The organism is Curtobacterium caseinilyticum (assembly GCF_030363035.1).
Classification (GTDB): Bacteria; Actinomycetota; Actinomycetes; order Actinomycetales; family Microbacteriaceae; genus Curtobacterium; species Curtobacterium caseinilyticum.
Map to the genome: position 1 here is coordinate 77,599 of NZ_JAUCMN010000007.1, position 15,475 is coordinate 93,073.

Genomic DNA, 15,475 nt, shown 5'->3' on the forward strand with positions numbered 1-15,475 from the left:
CCCAGGCTTGACACGATTTCGATTCGCGTGGCACGATCACTGCAATCGATCTCAGCAATCGATCTCAGAAATGCTCCGCAACGACGAGGAAGTCACGTGACCAGCGAACCCGCATCCCGCGGACCCGGCCGCACCCGTGTCGTCGTCCTGGGCGCTTCGCACTGGCACACACCGCTGTACCGCGACGCGGTCCTGCGTCGGCACGACGTGCTCGCCGTCCAGGACGCCCAGCCCGCCGCCATCGCCGACGCTGCCGCCTGGGACGCCCCGATGGTCGCTTCGGTCGACGAAGCGCTCGCGTTCCCGGACATCGATCTGGCCTACGTCCTCAGTCCGCACGACGAGGTCGCGGCCGTCTGCCGGACGCTCGTCGACCGCGGGATCCCGTTCGCCGTGGAGAAGCCGCTCGGCGTGGACCTGGCGGAACTCCGCTCCGTCGTGGCCGCCGCACACGCCGCCGACGTCCCGGCCACGGTCGCACTGGTGCAGCGGGGCGGGCCGGTGGATGCCTGGCTCCGGAGAGCGGGTCGGATCAGCTACGAACGTGCGTCGTTCATCGCCGGTCCGCCGAACCGGTACCGCCACAGCGGGAGCCCCTGGATGCTCGACCCGGCGCGCGCCGGCGGAGGAGCACTCGTCAACCTCGGCCCGCACTTCGTCGACCTCGCGCTCCAGCACCTCGGTCCGGCGGCGGTCAGCCTCCGATCGCGCAGTCACGCACTGCACGGCGAAGCCGTCGAGGACCACGCCACACTGGTGCTCGCGACCGCGGCCGGCGCCGAGGCCGTCATCGAGGTCGGCTACGCCTTCCCGGACGCGCCCACCAAGCGCTACTGCAGTTTCACCGCCGCCGGCACGGACGGGTTCGTCTCGATCGACACGGACGGGACGGCGCGGTTCACCGGGACCGACGGCATCACCGAGCAGACCGTGATCGACGTCGACAGCGACCCGCTCTACACGCGGTTCGTCGACGCGGTCGCCGATTCGCTCGCCGACGGGTTCCGTGGCATGCCCACGCTCGACGACCTGGAGGACACGATGGCCCGCATCTGGCACGTCGGTGGAACCGAGGGGGTGCAGCGATGACCAACGCCAGCATCGACGACGTCGCGGCAGCGGCGGGTGTCCACCGTTCGACTGTCTCCCGCGCGTTCTCGAACCCGTCCGCCGTTCGGACGCAGACCCGCGAACACGTGCTCCGGGTCGCTGCAGAGCTCGGGTACGCCACGAACCCGCTCGCCCAAGCGCTCCGCCGCCGGTCCAGTACACTCGTGCCGCTGGTCATCCCGGACATCACGAACCCCTTCTTCGCCGAGCTCGCCCGTGCGACGGCAGCGGCGGCGGAACAGCGCGGCTACCAGCTCGTCCTCTGCGTCACCGAGAACGACGGCAGCTCCACGGCCGGGTACGTCACCGCGATGCAGGCGATGTACTCACCGTTCGGCATCGTCGCTCCGTCCACCCGCGTCGACCTCGAGGCGTTGCGGACCTACGGTTCGGGGAACCGCGTCGTCGTGCTCGACCGGGTGGAGGACGACCCGTCGGTGCCGACCGTGACGGTGGACAGCCGCCGGGGTGTCGAGCTCGCGTTCGAGCACCTCGCGCTGCTCGGGCACCGTGCCATCGCGTACGCCCCGGGCATCGTCGGCACCTACACGGCGCAGGACCGTCACGAGGCGTACGAGGAGATCGCGGCAGGACACGGCGTCGCGCCGCTCGTGCTCGGAGCTCCGGACGGCGTCGAGCTCGGCCGCGGCATCGTCGATCACTGGCTCGCCGAGCCGGTCCGCGCCACCGCGATCATCGCGTCGAACGACGTCATCGCGTTCGCCGTGATCGCCGAGCTCGAAGCGCGCGGTCACCGGGTGCCGGACGAGGTGTCCGTCGTCGGGTTCGACGGGCTCGATCTCGGCGCGCACGTGGCGCCCCGGCTCACCAGTGTCCGACAGCCCATCGGGGACCTCGGGCGCATCGCGGTCGACCTCGGCGAGAGCCTCCTCGACGGCGGTCCCGTCCGACACGAGGTGCTCCCACCGTCCCTGCTCATCCGATCCTCGACCTCAGGACCCCGATCATGACCGACTCCCGGACGCTGCCGGGTCTGCGCTGGGTGGACCACACCGCGTTCACCGTCCCCGATCTCGAGGCAGCGATTGCCTTCTTCACCGGCGTGCTCGGCGCCGAGGAGCTCTACCGTTCCACCCGGGGACCGGACGCGTCGTTCATGCCGCTGCACTTCGGTGTGCCCGCGGACGCGCGTCTCGAGCTGGCCATGCTGCGTCTGCCGCCGAACCTCAACATCGAGTTGTTCCAGTGGTGGAGCGACGACCGGTCCGCGGTGTTCCCCCGTGCGAGCGACGCCGGCGGTCACCACCTCTGCTTCGTGGTCGAGGACGTCGACGCCGTCGTCGAGGCCATCGCGGAGCACCCGAGCGTCGAGGTGCTCGGGCACCGCAAGGAGGTCGGGGGTGACAGCCCCGCGGTCGCCGGGAACCGCTGGGTGTACGCGCGGACCGACTGGGGACTCATCCTCGAGTTTGTCGACCGCTCACGGGTGCAGGACCCTCCACGCCTGGTCGGACCCGCCGACTGGACGACGCCGACCACCACGACCAGGAAGGACCTCCCATGAAGATCGCCGGCCACACGCTCGGCACGCCCGACCAGACCGTTCCCGAAGCACTCCGACTGTTCCGCCGCGCCGGCCTGGACGCCGCCGAGGTCATCTACCAGGACGACTACCGGAGCGGCCTGCCGGTCCGTGACGCGGCTGCCGCGGCCGAGGCGGCCCGGGTCGCGGACGGGGAGGGGGTCCCGATCGTCGGGCTCACCCCGTACACGACCGCGATCAACGCTACCGACGAGCGCGTCCGCAGCGACGCGGTGGACGAACTGCGATCGGCGATCGACACGGCGCAGGCGATCGGTGCGAACCGTGTGCGCGTGTACTCCGGAGCGTGGCAGCCGGACCAGCAGGACCACGCGGCGCACTGGTCGCAGCTCGTCCACTCCTTCGAGGACCTCGCTGGCCCGGCGGCCGATGCCGGTGTCGTGCTCTGCGCCGAGAACCACTTCGGCACGATGACCCAGACCGCCCGGGACACGGCCGCCCTCGTCCGCGCGGTCGGCTCGCCCGCCGTCCGGGTCCTCTACGACCAGGCGAACCTCACCTTCACCCACGACGAGGACGTCGACGCGGCGTTCGCCGTGCAGGGGGACCTCATCGGCCACGTGCACGTCAAGGACCTCGTCTTCAAGGACCCGGACGCTCCGTTCGTCGCCTCGGAGACGGCCCGGGTGCACGCCGAGGAGCGCGCCGTCACGTCGCGCGTCGTCGGCGACGGTTCGCTCGCCTGGTCGCGGATCCTCCGACGCCTGCTCGAGGTCGGCTACGACGACGTGCTCTCCCTCGAGTACGAGTACCGGTGGCACCCGCAGGACCTCGACGACCCGGAGACCGGGTTCCGGCGTGGCGCCGACCACCTGCGGAACCTCCTGCTCCAGCTCGAGCTGCACGGGGCCGACCAGGGCGCCGGGGTCCGCTCGTGAGCGCGCTCCGCATCGGCGTGGTCGGTGCCGGCAACATCGCCAGCATCGCGCAGCTGCCGACCCTCGTGCAGCGTGACGACGTCGAGCTGCGCGCGCTGGTGTCGCGGCGCGACGACCCGAGCGCCCTGCAGCGGCGGTGGGGGTTCGGCGCGGTGTACCGCAGTGTCGACGAGATGCTCGCGGCCGAGACGCTCGACGCGGTCTTCGTCCTCACCCCGCGCTCCGAGCACGTCGCCGCGGTCGAGAGCGCGCTCCGTGCCGGTGTCGACGTGTTCTGCGAGAAGCCCCTCGCCACCTCCGCCGCCGACTCGGTCCGCCTCGCCGAACTCGCCGACGAGCACGGTCGGGTCCTCATGGTCGGGCTCAACCGACGCTTCGCCCCGGTCTACGTCGCCGCGCGCGAGGCGTTCGGGGAGTCGGGCGCGTCGTTCTGCGTCGCGCAGAAGAACCGCGCCGGCTCGGAGTACCGGGCGACCTTCGAGAACGCCATCCACATGGTGGACCTGCTCCGGTGGTTCTGCGGCGGGGACGTCGTCGACGTGACGGCGGCGGCCGCCGGGACGGACCAGTGGGAGGAGGACGGCACCGCCGCTCTCGTCCGGTTCTCGACCGGGAACACCGGCGTCCTCGTGGCGGCCCGTGCTGCCGGGGCCTGGGGCGAGAAGCTCGACGCGTATGGACAGATGCGCTCCGCCGAGGTCATCGCGCCGGACTCCGTCGCGGTGACCGTCGACGGCGTCCGCACGGTGCGGTCGATGAGCCCTGAGGCCTTCGGCTGGGCGACGGCGACCGAGAGCTTCGGCTTCGCCGACGCCGTCCGCCACTTCCTCGATCGCGTCCGCGACCGGCAGCAACCGCTCACCTCCGGGTGGGAAGCAGTGAAGACACAACAACTCCTCGATCGGATCCTCGCCGCGGCAGGGCTGCCGACCGAGGAACAGGAAGGACGCACATGGTCCAGCAGAGCGACGCAGTAGCAGCGACGGCGGTCCGCCAGATCGCGCTCGTTACCGGCTCGAGCGGCGGGATCGGTGCCGCCGTGGTCACCGCGCTCCGTGCTCGCGGCGACCTCGTCGTCGGAGCAGACCGTGCGCCGCTCGACGGCCAGCCCATCGACGGGTTCTACGAGCTCGACGTCACCGACGAGCAGCGCACCACGGACGTTGTCCGACAGGTCGTCGCCGAGCACGGCCGCATCGACGTCCTCGTGCACGCCGCGGGCGTACTCGGCGGGACCCCGGACCCACTCATGACGACGACCGAGGAGTTCGAGCGCATCATGCGCATCAACGCCACCGGCACCTTCACCATCACCCGCGAGGCCGCGAACACGATGCGCGACGCCGGGACCGCCGGCACCATCCTGCTGCTGTCGTCCGTGGCCGCGAAGGAAGCGCGGGTGGACTACCTTCCCTACAACGCCAGCAAGATCGCGGTGCTCCACATCATGTGGTCGATGGCGAAGATCCTCGGCCCGGCGGGCATCTCGGTCAACGCCGTCAACCCCGGACCGGTGAACACCCCGCTCTGGTCGCAACTCGCCGACCAGTCGGGGTCCGCACAGGCCGCCCGCGACGCCCGCGCCGCCCAGCTGCCGATGCAGCGGTTCGCCGAGCCCGACGAGGTCGCGAGCGCCATCACCTTCCTCACCGACCCGGCCAACCGCTACGTCACGGGGGTCTCCCTGGACGTCGCCGGCGGCGCCCACCTGGGCATAGGTTCCTAGGACGACGACCACGGTGGAAGCTCGCTGGGTGTGGGACTCCCACCGTCGGGTCGACGCCCCCGCGTCGACCATTGGGCTGGTGCTGCTAGAGCATGTGGGCTGGATACGGGCCACACGCTCTAGCAGCGACTAGTCACACGACGGCGCTGCAGCGGGGGTGCAGTTCAACCCTCGGCGTCCCACGCGTGCTGGTACTCGTCGGCACCGTTGCGCACCAGCCGCGTTGGGTGAGATCCCGCCGTGCGTCCGGTTGACCGATCGGCTATCGGACACCGGCGGGATGGTCGGTCGGACTCTTCGTGCCGCAGGGGCCGCGGAGCCAGAGGCCTACAGTTCAGACGTGAGTGTTTGGAGCACGCGTGGCTGATCAGCTGACCCACGCGCTGCTCGGCGTGGTGGTGCTCCTCGGGGCCGCGTCTGCGGTGCTGGTCCTGGCGCGGGCGGAAGCGCCGTGGGCGCCAGCCGTCGCGATCGTGCGTGGGGCGGCACAGCTGGCGGTGATCAGCCTGGTGCTGAGCGGGATCATCCGGTCGCCGCTGCTGATCGGGGTGGCACTTCTGGTGATGTTCTCCGTCGCCGTCCTGACTGCGGCGCGTCGACTCGGCAGCGTGTCCTCGATGGTGATCCCGGTGGCGGTATCCATGGGGGTCGGTGTTCTGGTGACCGGCAGTGTCGTGTTCGGGATGGGCGCGGTGGAGTTCAGCCCCCGGTACGCGCTCGCCATCGGCGGGATCGTGATCGGGAACGCGATGACGATCGCGACCATCAGCGGCCAGCGTTTCCGGGAGCTCGTGGCCGATCAGTGGGACGAGGTCGAGGGGTGGCTCGCGCTTGGAGCGTCACCTCGGCGTGCGACGGAACGGCTGGTGCGTCGGGCGGTCAGTGCGGCGCTCGTGCCGACGGTGGATCAGACCAAGACGACCGGGCTGGTGACGTTGCCCGGCGCGTTCGTTGGAGCGGTGTTCGGCGGGTTGTCGCCGCTGGACGCCGGGCGCTTCCAGATCGTGGTGCTCGCCGCGATCATGGCGGCTGGTGCGTGCACCGCGGTGTGTCTGACGCAGTGGTTGGCACCAATCGCGACCCGGCCCGTCACGTCAGCAAACTGACGCGGACCGGGGCGAGCCGGGGGATGGGGCTGAGGCTTGGTCGTTCCTTGGTGTTCTACATCGAGGGTTGCCTCGGAGGTGGTTCCCCGTGGGCGTGTGGATCGTGTGCGCAGTGGCCGTCGCGCTGCTGGTGGTGGTTGGTTCGGTCGGAGCTGCGCTGCTCGCAGTGGCTACGGAAGCTGAGCGGGAGGGCCTGTTCGACGACTGATCGGGGATCTCAGGCGGGTGTTCCCAGCCGGTAGCCGACACCGCGGATGGTGCTGATCAGGTCGCGGTCCGTCTTCCGGCGGATGTAGTGGACGTACGTGTCGACCGTGCCGAGCTGCTCACCGTTGTCGAACACCGCGGACAGCAGGTGCTGCCGGGTGAACGCCCGCGATGGCTCGCTGGTCAGCAGTCGCAGCAGGGCGGTCTCCTTCTCGGTCAACATCACCCGTCCGGTGTAGGGGGAGGTGATGCTGTTGTCCTCCGGGTAGAACACCCACCCGCCGATCTCGACGCTGCTGCCGACCCCGGTGTAGTCGCGGGTGAGTGCCCGGAGCCGGGCGGTGAGCTCGTCGAAGTTGAACGGTTTGACGAGGTAGTCGTTCGCGCCGGCGTCCAACCCGGAGACACGGTCGTGGACCATGCCGAGGGCGGTGAGCATCAGCACGGGGGTGCTGATCCGTCGCTGCCGGAGTGCCGCAACGACTTCGGTGCCGTCGATTCCCGGGAGTCGACGGTCGATGACCATCACGTCGAAGTACTCCTCGGCGGCAGCCTCGAGCGCGGACTCTCCATCCGTGCGGAGTGTCACGATCCACTGTTCACCGAGCTCGTCCGCGACGAGCGGACCGAGCCGGGGGTCGTCTTCGACGAGGAGCAGTCGGGGCATCATCAGTGGGCCTTCCGGTCGTGTTCCGATGTGCTGGTCGCTGCGATCGGGAGGTGGAGCGCGAAGACCGTGCCGCTGCTGTCCGTGTGTTCGACGACTGCATCGCCGCCTGCTCTGAGGGCGATGTCGCGGACCAGCGCCAACCCGATGCCGTACCCGGTGCGGGTAGTCGTCGTCGCGGTGGCGTCGACGGGGGTGCCGTGGGCAAAGCGGTCGAACACCCGTGCCGGCTCGATGCCGACGACGCCGGGACCGTTGTCCGCGACGCGGATCGTCACACGAGCCCTGTCGATTACCGCGGTGACACGCACCTGTCCGCCGGTTCGTGTGTGGCCGATGGCGTTGTCGGTCAGCGCGACCAGGCAGCGGCGCAGCTGCGTCTCGGACACCCCCACGCGCGCGTCGATCGGATCGATGTCGAGGTGCACGTTCCGGTCGGCCGCGAGCACGCTCATGTCGCGGTGCACCACGTCCATCGCCGCCCGGAGGTCGGCGGCACCGTTCGGTTCGCTGGATCCGGTAGCTGCGTCGAGGAGGTCGTTGACGATGTCGATCAGGACCTGCGTGTCACCGCGCAGCTCGTCGACGACCGGCCGCCGCCGGTCGTCCGCCGGGGTCATGCGCTGCAGACGTTGTACGCGGGCGTGGAGCACGGTGAGCGGGGTCCGGAGTTCGTGGCTCGCGTCGGCGACGAAGGTGCGCTGCATCCGGGCAGCTTCGGCGATCGGCCGCACCGCGCGGCGGGCGATCAGCCATGCGGCGACACCGGCGAGGACGATCGCGAGACCGCCGACACCGATCACCGCGATGCTGAGGTCGATGGTGTCGAGGTAGATGTGGATGTCGGTCGGCCCGGGGCGCTCGTGGAGTTGGTTCGGTGTCAGCTGCCACAGCACGTACACCACGACGAGGCCAATGATCGCGATGACCAGCGCGGCGGACACGACCGCGACCCGGAGCGCGATGCCGATCACCGACCCGCGGAACGCCAACCGGTCCGGATCGTTCTCCGAAGCAGACCGGCTGGACCACCGGGTCACCGTGTCCGCGATCGATGACCGCCACCCAGCCGACATGTGACCCCTTCCGGACCAGCGGCACCGGAACGCGAGGGGGAAGCGTTCCGGTGTCGCCGTGTTGGCTCGATCCTGCCTCACTCAGAGCAGCACCGGCAGGCCCGATCCTCACCTCCGCCAGCCAAGGAACAGCCAAGAAAGCCCGACCACGGGGCCGGGCACGATTCTTGGCGGAGTCTTGCACACCGCTTCCTACCGTCGGAGCATCGCCGGTCCCGCACCCCGCGGCACCGCCCGTCACGACGAGGAGAACGCCATGTCCCACTCGCCCGCCGCGCCGCTGCCGACCCGGGCACGCTCGAACAAGGTGCCCGACCCGACCGCGTCGTTCTGGATCATCAAGGTCCTCGCGACGACCGTCGGTGAGACGGCGGCGGATCTCCTCAGCGACACCGTCGGCCTCGGGCTGCCGTTGACGACGCTGATCATGACGGTCGCGCTGGCCGTGTTCCTGGTCCTGCAGTTCCGGTCCCGCGCCTACCGGCCGCCGCTGTACTGGATGACCGTGGTCCTGATCAGCATCGTGGGCACCTGCGTCACCGACAACCTCACAGACGGGCTCGGCGTCCCTCTCGCTGTCAGCACGACCGTGTTCGGTGTCGCGCTGATCGCCGTGTTCGCGATCTGGTTCCGCGTCGAGGGAACCCTCTCGATCCACAGCATCGACACGGTCCGGCGGGAAGCGTTCTACTGGCTCGCGATCCTGTTCACCTTCGCCCTCGGGACTGCCGCGGGCGACCTGATCGCCGAGCAGACCGGACTCGGGTACTTCCCGTCGCTGCTGCTCTTCGCCGGAGCGATCGCCCTCACCGCAGCCATCTGGTTCATCGGCCGCCGCGGCCCGGTCCTCTGCTTCTGGATCGCGTACATCCTCACCCGACCGCTCGGCGCATCCACCGGAGACCTGCTGTCCGCGTCGACGAAGGACGGCGGACTCGGGATCGGGACGATCACCACGAGCGTCGTGTTCCTCGTCATCATCGCCGCGATCAGCACCTTCCTCGTGATCCGTCTCCGCCGCGACGAACCCGCCCAGCGCAGCCACCTGACCGCCTGACGCTTGAACTCTGTCGGCCGCCCCACTCGTTGGACGGTCGCCAAGATTTGTCCTGGAAGGACCGCCTTGCTCTCCACCGTTCCGCTCGCAGTGAGCCTGTTCGACGCCGCATCCGTGCTGCACGCGTTCGGTCCGTACGTCCTCGCCGGCATCGCACTGCTGATCTTCATCGAGTCCGGCGTGCTGTTCCCCTTCCTGCCCGGCGACTCGCTCCTGGTCACTGCTGCAATCATCAGCAGCACGCTCGGCGTGACGCCGTGGCAGGTCGCTCTCGTGGCATCGATCGCCGCCATCGCCGGTGACCAGGTCGGCTACTGGATCGGGAAACGCTACGGCCGCCGACTGTTCAAGGACGACGCCCGCATCCTCACCACCGCCCGCCTCAACGAAGCGGAAGCGTTCTTCACCAAGTGGGGCGGCCTCAGCCTCGTCCTTGGCCGGTTCGTCCCGATCGTCCGGACCTACGTGCCGCTCGCCGCCGGCACCGCGCAGATGCACTACCGACGGTTCCTGCTGTTCAACCTCATCGGCGCGATCTCCTGGGCCTGCGGCCTGACCGCCGTCGGCGTGCTCCTGGGCGGAATCCCGCTGATCGCCCACAACATCGACGCGCTGATGATCGTCATCATCCTCGTCTCGATCCTCCCGATCGTGATCGGCGCGCTCCGCCGCCGCCACGTCGCGCGGAAGAACCGCAACACCTCGTCCGCACCGTCGCAGCCGACCGGAGACGGCAGGTGAGCTCGCGGAACCGGGTGCCGGAGCCCACGGCGTCGTTCTGGCTGATCAAGGTCCTCACGACCGGGATGGGCGAAGCGCTGTCAGACTTCCTGGTCACCCGGTTCGACCCCGCCCCGACCGTCCTCGTCACCGCGGCCCTCTTCCTCGTGGTCCTCGTCGTGCAACTCCGGGCAGACCGGTACCGACCCTGGCTCTACTGGGGGACGGTGTCGATGGTGGGAGTGTTCGGCACGATGGTCGCCGACGTCACACACGTCGCCCTCGGTGTGCCGTACTTAGTGTCGACCCCGGTGTTCCTCGCAGCGCTCGTCGCCGTGTTCGTTCTCTGGCGCCGCACCGAAGGCACCGTCGACGTGCACACCATCACGACCACCCGTCGGCAACTGTTCTACTGGGCCGCCGTGATCACGACCTTCGCGATGGGGACCGCCGCCGGCGACCTCGCCGCCAGCACCTTGCACCTCGGCTACCTCAGCGGCGGCCTCGTGTTCGTAGCAGCGATGATCCTCGTCGTTCTCGCGCGCGCGACGTCGATCATCGGCGCGGTGACGGCGTTCTGGACCGCGTACGTCCTCACCCGTCCCATCGGAGCATCGTTCGCCGACTTCGTCGCCCTTCCCAACGCGCGCGGCGGTCTCGCCGTGGGAACCGGGCTGGTCAGCGCGATCCTCCTCATCGTGATCGCGTTCGCGGTGGCGTGGACGAGGCACCTTCGTCCCCTCAGCTCGTCTGCTGCCGGAGCAGCACGAGGCGTCCGGTAAGCCATCGGCTATCGAGACGACTGCATCCCTTCCTGACTCGATACCGTGCAGGGATGAGTTCCCTGCGCCTGCCGGTCATCTCGTGCAGCCTCGATCCCGCCAGTTCCAGTCGCCAGCTCGCCGATCAGTCGGTAGCGCTCCTGGCAGCGAGGGGCCACCGGTCGGAGATCGTTGACCTCGGAACGCTCGCGCTACCGGCGTTCGATAACGACCGGGTGTTCAACAGTGACGCTTTCAGTGCGCTGCACGATGCCATTCGCGAATCCGATGGAGTGGTGTTGGCGTTCCCGATATACAACTGGGCCCCATCGTCGGTCGTCAAGTCACTCATCGAGGCCACCGGCGCGACTGGGAACGGCAGGCGCGCTGCCTGGTTCGACAAGGTCGTCACCTTCGTGTGTGCTGCCGGGCTACCGCACAGCTACATGGCCACCGGCGTCCTCGCGCAGTCCCTGATGCTCGACTTCAAGTGCGTGGTGAACCCGTACACGGCATACATCTCGGAGCGTGACTGGGACGAAGGGGTTCTCACCGTCGACAGGGCGGCGAGGCTAGACAAAACCATGGCGGTCCATGTCGAGCTCGCGAGTCTGCTTCGAGACAGGACGTACCGATCCGACTGGGAGGTGTGAACGACAGTCAGCTGCTTCCGATGATCGGATCGGTCGATGAGCCAACTGCCTCACTCCTGGAACGCGGCTCGGTAGGCAGTGGGGGATGTGCCGATGATGCTGCCGAAGTGGCGTCGGAGGTTCGCGTCTGATCGGAGCCCGGTCGCTTCTGCGACCTGGCTCATCGTGAGGTCAGTGCGTTCGAGGAGTTCCCGAGCGCGGTCGATCCTGGCGCGAAGGACCCACTGCATCGGGGTGATGCCGGTGCCGGCTGTGAATCGCCGGGAGAACGTGCGTGCGGAGACGTTCGCTTGACGAGCGAGGGTGGCGAGGGACAGGTCGTCGTCGAGGTGGTCGAGCGCCCAGGCTCGGGTGGCGGCGAAGACGTCGCCGAGCGGTTCGGGGATGGTCCGGGGCACGTACTGAGCTTGACCGCCGCTTCGGTAGGGAGCGCTGACGAGGCGCCTGGCGACGTGGTTGGCGAGGGCGACGCCGTGGTCGCGGCGGATGAGGTGGAGGCAGAGGTCGATGCCGCTCGCGGCACCGGCGCTGGTGAGGACGTTGCCGGCGTCGACGAACAGCACGTGCTCGTCGACGTCGACGTCCGGGTATTGGTCGCGGAGGACGTCGGTGTAGTGCCAGTGCGTCGTCGCGGCTTGCCCGTCGAGGAGGCCGGCGGCGGCGAGGGTGAACGCGCCTGTCGAGATCGCGGCGAGCCGGGCGCCGCGTTCGTGTGCGGCGCGGAGTGCTGCGATGACCGCTGGAGGTGTGGTGACGTCGGCGGGGTTCCGGTAGCCGGGGACGAGGATGGTGTCGGCCCAGGCGAGGGTGTCCAGGTCGTGGCTGACGGCGTAGGCGAGGCCGTTCCACCCGTCGACGGTGCCGACGTGTTCGGCGCAGACGCGGACCTCGTAGGGCATGCTCGGGCGCTTTGCGAACACGTGCGCGGCGATCCCGACGTCGAGCGCTTTTGCTCCGTCGAGGACGAGGACCGCCACTCGGTGGTCGCGGTCTGTGCTCACGACCTTGAACCTAGCGCGCTTCGTCGCGTGCACGGGTGGTGGCGGCAGCGGCGGCGGCCAGCACGGTGAGGACGATGACTGCCGCGGCGATGTGCACGGCCCGGTACGGGTCGGGGGAGGTGCCGAGGGCGGCGATGAGGAGGCCGGCGAGGACGGCTCCGGCGCGGCGGGTGTTGGTGAAGAGCCCTGAGGCGAGCCCGGGGCTCGGGAAGACGTCTTGGAACACGGTCAGTCCGAGGCCGGCGACGGTCGCGAAGAACCAGGCGTTCAGTGGCTGCAGGACCAGGAGCTGCCACGGCTCATGGACCAGTGCGACGAGGCCGTAGTAGGCGACTCCGCACGCCCAGCCGCCGGCGAGGAGGAGCCGGACGGAGCGGTGTTCCTGGAGTCGGCCAATCAGCAGTAGTGCGGGGATCTCGAGAAGAGCGGCAGCACCGAGCGTGGCACCGGCCCAGATGATCGGCGCTCGAAGCTCGTGGACGACGAACAGGGTCGCGATGGTGACGGTGGCGATGTTCGTGGCCTGCAGGAGTGTGAATGCTCCGACGACACCCCAGCGGTTCCACCCGCGAAGCTGCGCCAACAGCCGCGGTCGAGGCGCAGCGTCATCGGTGTGAGTGGTCCCGCGACGGCGGATGAGCAGGAGCGCGGTGACGACGTTGATCAGGCCGATGCCGGCGAGCAGCGCCAGCGCTGCTGGGGAGCCGGCCGTCCCGGTGACGAGGGTTGCCAGGGGTGGGCCGATGACCCAGGCGAAGGACAAGATCGCGCGGGTCCGGATGACCTGCGCCGGTGGTGCGCCTTCGTGGCGGAGCTGCGCGAACAGCAGCGTCGACCCGACCCCGGGCGGGCCGCCGAGGATGACCAGGGCGAGCACGACCACGGGGAGCGACGTCGTGAGGGCGAGGACCGCGACGAGGGCGACGCCGCCGAGGGCGCAGAACACCAGCGGCCGCAGGTAGTTCCGAGTCTGGTCCGCGAGGGTCGGGATCACCAGGGACGCGACGAACCCGCCGACGTTGTAGAGCCCGAGCACCCAGCCGACCTCGGCTGGCGTCGCGCCGCAGAGCGTCACGAGGAGCACGGCCAGCAGTGGGTTCAGCACCGCGAACTGCAACGCCCAGAACCACGCCGCGACCGGCCACAGCACCTTCCCCTGCCGCTGCACCGTCTCTGTCGTCACGGGCGCCCCACCACGAGGCGCAGCGACCCGTCGAACGTCGGCTGGACGCGGAGCTGCCCGTGCCGGGCGTCCCACGCGCCCGAGTCGAGGTCAGCCTGCAGCGTGCGCTCGAAGCGTTCTTCGACGTCCGGGCCGACGAAGCTCCACGCGGAGTTCGCGCGCCTGGCGCCGGGGTCGAGGAGTGCTTCGGGCCGGCCGTAGTACGCCTCGCTGAACCCGTCGACGCATCCGAGTGGGATCGGCACCGACGCAGCGCTGACGGTTCCGCCGAGTCCTACGCGCAGAGCGTCGATCGATGGGTACCGGCTGGCTTCGGTGGCGATGACTTCGGGTGCGTAGTCGTTGATCCACGACCGGGTGAGCGCCGCTGGGTCGCAGGTGAGGATCACGACCGGATCGCGCGTCACGCGGCGGACCTCTCGGAGCCCAGCCTGCAGATCCCGCCACTGGTGCACGGTGAACGACGCCAGGGCCGCGTCGAAGCTGTCATCGTCGAACGGAAGGTCCTCAGCGGTCGCGTTGACTGCCGGCGAGAGTCCTGCGGGACGTTGTGCACGCATCGTGGCGCTTGGCTCGACGGCGGTGACGTCCAGGTCGGTTGGTTCGTAGGAGCCCGCTCCCGCTCCGACGTTCACCAGCGTTCGCGCGTCGCCGAGCGCAGTCCGGATCGCCGCGGTGAACTCGGGTTCCGGGCGCCGGTACTGCGCGTACCCGGTCCCGATCACGCCGTAGTTCGCATCGCCGGCACTGCCATCGGACCCGCTCGCGACTGAACGCTCATCTCTCATGCCCTCAGCCAACCGCCGGCCCGACCCCTGCCGCCAGCGGTGATCAGGACGACGGCCGTACAGATCGAGCCAACCCGTGACGACGGTTTCCTGCGCAGATTCGTGTTGAATAGCGGATGATCGCCGCATTTGCGGCGCAACCCGTCGAATGGATCCCGTCATGCCGCACCGCGCCACCCGCCTGCCCGTCCTCCTGACCGCGGTCGCTGCGGCGTCGCTGCTGCTCACCTCGTGCACCGCTGGCAGCACGACGGCCAGCTCGTGATCGCCGTCGGCGTCGTCGACGTCCGCGACGGGCTCGATCACGGTGTTCGCGGCCGCGTCGTTGCAGAAGACGTTCACCGAGCTGGGCAAGCAGTACGAGGCCGCGCACCCGGGCACGACGATCGAGTTCTCCTTCGCCGGCTCCAGCGACCTCGTGACGCAGATCCAGAACGGCGCGCCGGCAGACGTGTTCGCGTCGGCGGACACGAAGAACATGGACAAGCTCGCCGGCAGTGACCTCCAGGGCTCACCGGAGGACTTCGCGAAGAACACGCTCGAGATCGCGGTCGCACCGGGCAACCCGAAGAAGATCACCGACCTCAAGGACCTCACCAACGCGGGCGTGCAGGTCGTCACCTGCGCCAGCCCCGTCCCCTGCGGCGCGGCTACGGAGAAGGTCGAGCAGGCCACCGGCATCACGTTGAAGCCCGTCAGCGAGGAACAGTCCGTCACCGACGTGCTCGGGAAGGTCAGCTCCGGTCAGGCAGACGCCGGCCTGGTCTACGTCACCGACGTCAAGGGCGCCGCCGGCAAGGTCGACGGAGTGACTTTCAAGGACGCCTCCTCCGCCGTCAACACGTACCCGATCGCGGTGCTCAAGGAGAGCAAGAACCCCGACCTCGCCGCAGCGTTGAGCGACTACATCCGCTCCGACGCCGGGCAGAAGGTGCTCCAGGCGGCCGGCTTCCAAGCTCCATGAGCACCAGGTCTGCT

Annotated in this window: 17 protein-coding genes; 12 read left to right on the forward strand and 5 right to left on the reverse strand. The window is 69.4% G+C overall.

Translation table 11 applies throughout. From position 1 onward, the window contains the following. Positions 1–96 precede the first annotated feature (96 nt). The 7 genes from QUG93_RS11115 (at position 97) to QUG93_RS11145 (ending at position 6,384) form a co-directional block, all read left to right on the forward strand. Positions 97–1,089 carry a Gfo/Idh/MocA family protein gene (locus tag QUG93_RS11115; RefSeq protein WP_289473936.1) on the forward strand — a complete coding sequence of 331 codons (993 nt, stop codon included), beginning with the start codon at positions 97–99 and terminating at the stop codon, positions 1,087–1,089. After that, positions 1,086–2,081 (forward strand): LacI family DNA-binding transcriptional regulator, encoded by a 996-nt coding sequence (locus QUG93_RS11120; RefSeq protein ID WP_289473937.1) that lies wholly within the window; start codon positions 1,086–1,088, stop codon positions 2,079–2,081. The genes QUG93_RS11115 and QUG93_RS11120 overlap by 4 nt, the downstream gene beginning before the upstream one ends. Beyond that, positions 2,078–2,635: a VOC family protein gene (locus QUG93_RS11125; RefSeq protein ID WP_289473938.1), complete on the forward strand. Its 558-nt coding sequence runs from the start codon at positions 2,078–2,080 to the stop codon at positions 2,633–2,635. Before QUG93_RS11120 ends, QUG93_RS11125 begins: the two co-directional genes overlap by 4 nt. Continuing rightward, the gene (locus QUG93_RS11130) at positions 2,632–3,552 is read left to right on the forward strand and encodes a sugar phosphate isomerase/epimerase family protein (RefSeq protein WP_289473939.1); all 921 of its coding nucleotides are present in this window, start codon (positions 2,632–2,634) and stop codon (positions 3,550–3,552) included. The genes QUG93_RS11125 and QUG93_RS11130 overlap by 4 nt, the downstream gene beginning before the upstream one ends. After that, positions 3,549–4,529 carry a Gfo/Idh/MocA family protein gene (locus QUG93_RS11135; RefSeq protein ID WP_289473940.1) on the forward strand — a complete coding sequence of 327 codons (981 nt, stop codon included), beginning with the start codon at positions 3,549–3,551 and terminating at the stop codon, positions 4,527–4,529. The genes QUG93_RS11130 and QUG93_RS11135 overlap by 4 nt, the downstream gene beginning before the upstream one ends. After that, positions 4,505–5,278, forward strand: coding sequence for an SDR family NAD(P)-dependent oxidoreductase (locus QUG93_RS11140; RefSeq protein WP_289473941.1), 774 nt, complete (start codon positions 4,505–4,507; stop codon positions 5,276–5,278). Before QUG93_RS11135 ends, QUG93_RS11140 begins: the two co-directional genes overlap by 25 nt. Positions 5,279–5,637: 359 nt before the next feature. Beyond that, positions 5,638–6,384, forward strand: coding sequence for an ABC transporter permease (locus tag QUG93_RS11145; RefSeq protein WP_434533105.1), 747 nt, complete (start codon positions 5,638–5,640; stop codon positions 6,382–6,384). 217 nt (positions 6,385–6,601) lie between these two features. Here QUG93_RS11145 and QUG93_RS11150 read toward each other — a convergent pair whose 3' ends face one another. Then, entirely contained in the window at positions 6,602–7,261 is a 660-nt protein-coding gene (locus QUG93_RS11150) for a response regulator transcription factor (RefSeq protein ID WP_289473942.1), read from the reverse strand. Continuing rightward, the gene (locus tag QUG93_RS11155; protein ID WP_289473943.1) at positions 7,261–8,250 is read right to left on the reverse strand and encodes a sensor histidine kinase; all 990 of its coding nucleotides are present in this window, start codon (positions 8,248–8,250) and stop codon (positions 7,261–7,263) included. Before QUG93_RS11155 ends, QUG93_RS11150 begins: the two co-directional genes overlap by 1 nt. 340 nt (positions 8,251–8,590) lie before the next feature. Between QUG93_RS11155 and QUG93_RS11160 the strand changes: the two genes are divergently transcribed. From QUG93_RS11160 to QUG93_RS11175, 4 genes are all read left to right on the forward strand, one after another. Beyond that, positions 8,591–9,391 carry a COG4705 family protein gene (locus QUG93_RS11160; RefSeq protein ID WP_289473944.1) on the forward strand — a complete coding sequence of 267 codons (801 nt, stop codon included), beginning with the start codon at positions 8,591–8,593 and terminating at the stop codon, positions 9,389–9,391. Positions 9,392–9,457: 66 nt separating this feature from the next. Next, positions 9,458–10,132 carry a DedA family protein gene (locus QUG93_RS11165; protein WP_289473945.1) on the forward strand — a complete coding sequence of 225 codons (675 nt, stop codon included), beginning with the start codon at positions 9,458–9,460 and terminating at the stop codon, positions 10,130–10,132. Then, positions 10,129–10,893: a COG4705 family protein gene (locus tag QUG93_RS11170; protein WP_289473946.1), complete on the forward strand. Its 765-nt coding sequence runs from the start codon at positions 10,129–10,131 to the stop codon at positions 10,891–10,893. The genes QUG93_RS11165 and QUG93_RS11170 overlap by 4 nt, the downstream gene beginning before the upstream one ends. A gap of 53 nt (positions 10,894–10,946) precedes the next feature. Continuing rightward, positions 10,947–11,525 carry an NADPH-dependent FMN reductase gene (locus QUG93_RS11175; protein WP_289473947.1) on the forward strand — a complete coding sequence of 193 codons (579 nt, stop codon included), beginning with the start codon at positions 10,947–10,949 and terminating at the stop codon, positions 11,523–11,525. Between the two features lie 50 nt (positions 11,526–11,575). Here the strand turns inward: QUG93_RS11175 and QUG93_RS11180 are convergent, their stop codons facing one another. Genes QUG93_RS11180 through QUG93_RS11190 form a run of 3 tightly spaced genes read right to left on the reverse strand, consistent with a single transcriptional unit; the run spans position 11,576 to position 14,839 of the window. After that, entirely contained in the window at positions 11,576–12,526 is a 951-nt protein-coding gene (locus tag QUG93_RS11180) for a GlxA family transcriptional regulator (RefSeq protein ID WP_289473948.1), read from the reverse strand. 10 nt (positions 12,527–12,536) lie between these two features. After that, positions 12,537–13,709, reverse strand: coding sequence for an MFS transporter (locus tag QUG93_RS11185; protein WP_289473949.1), 1,173 nt, complete (start codon positions 13,707–13,709; stop codon positions 12,537–12,539). Further along, positions 13,706–14,839, reverse strand: a complete 1,134-nt coding sequence (locus QUG93_RS11190; protein ID WP_353067767.1) for a class I SAM-dependent methyltransferase — start codon at positions 14,837–14,839, stop codon at positions 13,706–13,708. Before QUG93_RS11190 ends, QUG93_RS11185 begins: the two co-directional genes overlap by 4 nt. Between QUG93_RS11190 and modA the strand changes: the two genes are divergently transcribed. Further along, positions 14,823–15,461: a molybdate ABC transporter substrate-binding protein gene (gene modA / locus QUG93_RS11195; protein WP_353067768.1), complete on the forward strand. Its 639-nt coding sequence runs from the start codon at positions 14,823–14,825 to the stop codon at positions 15,459–15,461. The two genes, QUG93_RS11190 and modA, sit on opposite strands and share 17 nt — an antisense overlap. Positions 15,462–15,475 lie beyond the last annotated feature (14 nt).

Excerpts from the sequence above, each read along its gene's own strand:
- QUG93_RS11120 (WP_289473937.1), top strand. The coding sequence starts at position 1,086 with ATGACCAACGCCAGCATCGACGACGTCGCGGCAGCGGCGGGTGTCCAC.
- QUG93_RS11125 (WP_289473938.1), top strand. The coding sequence starts at position 2,078 with ATGACCGACTCCCGGACGCTGCCGGGTCTGCGCTGGGTGGACCACACC.
- QUG93_RS11130 (WP_289473939.1), top strand. The coding sequence starts at position 2,632 with ATGAAGATCGCCGGCCACACGCTCGGCACGCCCGACCAGACCGTTCCC.
- QUG93_RS11140 (WP_289473941.1), top strand. The coding sequence starts at position 4,505 with ATGGTCCAGCAGAGCGACGCAGTAGCAGCGACGGCGGTCCGCCAGATC.
- QUG93_RS11150 (WP_289473942.1), bottom strand. The coding sequence starts at position 7,261 with ATGATGCCCCGACTGCTCCTCGTCGAAGACGACCCCCGGCTCGGTCCG.
- QUG93_RS11160 (WP_289473944.1), top strand. The coding sequence starts at position 8,591 with ATGTCCCACTCGCCCGCCGCGCCGCTGCCGACCCGGGCACGCTCGAAC.
- QUG93_RS11175 (WP_289473947.1), top strand. The coding sequence starts at position 10,947 with ATGAGTTCCCTGCGCCTGCCGGTCATCTCGTGCAGCCTCGATCCCGCC.